The sequence below is a fragment of the Rhodococcus sp. NPDC003382 genome, from assembly GCF_053589135.1.
Genome location: NZ_JBSFRH010000107.1, coordinates 1 through 2178 on the forward strand (window position 1 = coordinate 1; position 2178 = coordinate 2178).

A 2178-nucleotide genomic window follows, 5' to 3' on the forward strand; every position below is an offset into this window, starting at 1 on the left:
ACTCGACCAGGTTGACCGATGCCGTGGCCGGCACACCGGAAGTGGTCGGCGTGTCGGCTGCAACGGGGCAAAGGTTCACGGGTGCGGCACTAGCGCTGTCCACTCCCACGCCATTCGTTCCATACAAGCTTGCTCAGATGGCGGGACTTATTATGCACCCGGACCTGATCCTTCACGGCGATCCCGGGGTCGAGACCAACGGTTCGGGTGCTTACGCACTCGAGAGTTTCGAACCGGGCGAATCTCTCATTCTGGTCCGTGACCGTGACAACTATTGGGATCCTGAGGCAGCGCGACTGGCGCGCATCGAGCACCGGACATTCTCCGATTACCAAGCTCAGATCAACGGCGTTATCGGAGGTACTGTGGACCTGATCTCGCTGTGGCCAGACCGGCTGGCCTCGGTCGAAGGGCGACGCGGTATCAAGATAGTCCGGGAACCGAGTGGGATGGCGCTCGATCTATTTCTGAATCCGAAACACGGCGCACTCGAGTCCCTCCAGGTCCGCAAGCAGTCAACTACGCTTACGACCGTACAACCATTTCTCAGGCAGTGTTTCCAGGCTCGACGCCCAAGTACCAGCACCAGCGTGACGGTCTACCCGGCTACGATCCACGGCTCGAAGGGGTGTACGCCTATGATCCAGCCAAAGCTACGGCTCTGCTTGCCGAGGCCGGATACGCCGACGGGGTCGACCTCGGCGACGTTCTGATGCCGGTTACTACCCCCAAGGCGGTCGGTGAAGCGATGCAGCAGCAACTCGAGACTGTGGGTATCGGCTTCAATCTTATGTTCATCGATGCTGTGGAGGCGCTCACTCGGTGGCGAAAGGGTGAAAGTGCCGGCATGCTGCATACGCCGTCGACCGGCGTCGAGTTCGGTGTCAGGTCCGAATTCCGCTGGGGCGCAGCCATGAACCCGGGCGGAACCACACCTGAGTTCGATCAGTTGTTGGCAAGGGCAATCGACAACCGTCTCACAGCAGAGGACCGCAACCTTCGGTATCAAGCGGTGAACCGGTACGTGGTCGAACAAGCATGGTCCGCGCCGATTCTATGGGTGAACTTTGGCAGCGTAATGAGCGATCGCGTGATGCACTTCGATGATCGGATGGACTACATCACCACATGGGGCCCCATTCGACAAACGTGCGCTGGCTATTGATGGCGCTCATTGAATCTGCTCAGTCCTGCTCACCGAAAGTGCTCACCCGTGTGGCTCCGCCGATGAGGGCGGGTCTCCTTCGATGCTGGTGGTCTCTGACCACGCACCGGCTACTCGAAGGAGACCCGCTTTCTCATGTTGACATGGGAGGAAGACGTGGAGATCCACGCACTGCACAAACGAGGCTGGACGATCGCGGCGATCGCCCGGCACACCGGCCGAAACCGGCGCACCATCCGCAACTACCTGAACGGCACCACCACCCCCGGCGTCCGCAAACCCGCTGGTGAGGACCCGTTCGAGCCGTTCGTCGCCTATGTGACGGCCCGCCTGCGCGAGGATCCGCACCTGTGGGCGCGGACCTTGTGCGACGAACTCGAGGACCTCGGCTACACGGCCTCGTACCAGACGCTGACCCGCCAGATCCGACAACGAAAGCTCCGGCCCGTCTGCGAGTCCTGCGCCTGCGCGACCGACCGGCCGAACGCGGTCATCGAGCACCCACCCGGCGAGGAAACCCAATGGGACTGGGTCGAACTACCGAACCCACCCGAGGCCTGGGGATGGGGCAAGACCGCCTACCTGCTCGTCGGCTCGCTCGCGCACTCCGGCCGGTGGCGTGGGGTGCTCGCCCCGGCAATGACCCAGCCGCATCTGATCGACGGCCTGGACCGGATCTGCCGCAAACTCGGCGGCCTGACCCGCACTTGGCGGTTCGATCGGATGGCCACGGTCTGCCACCCGGACAGCGGCAAGGTCACCGCCTCCTTCGCCGGCGTCGCCAAGTACTACGGTGTCGTGCCGGCGATCTGCCCGCCACGGTCCGGGAACCGCAAAGGCGTTGTCGAGAAGGCCAATCACACTGCAGCACAGCGGTGGTGGAGGTCCGTGGCCGACGAGTTGACCGCCGAGCAGGCACAGGCGAGCGTGGACAAGTTCTGCACCCTGCGCGCCGATGCCCGGATGCGCGCCACCGCCGACGGCAAAGCCTCGGTGCTGACCGTCGCCGCCCG

General features: G+C 63.4%; 2 pseudogenes. Both read left to right on the top strand.

Annotated features, from left to right (window positions below):
• Positions 1 to 152 precede the first annotated feature (152 nt).
• Positions 153 to 1165: pseudogene (locus ACWDUD_RS30570) on the top strand (ABC transporter substrate-binding protein).
• A 135-nt stretch (positions 1166 to 1300) separates the two neighbouring features.
• Positions 1301 to 2178 (top strand): annotated as a pseudogene (locus ACWDUD_RS30575) (IS21 family transposase); the annotation flags it as partial.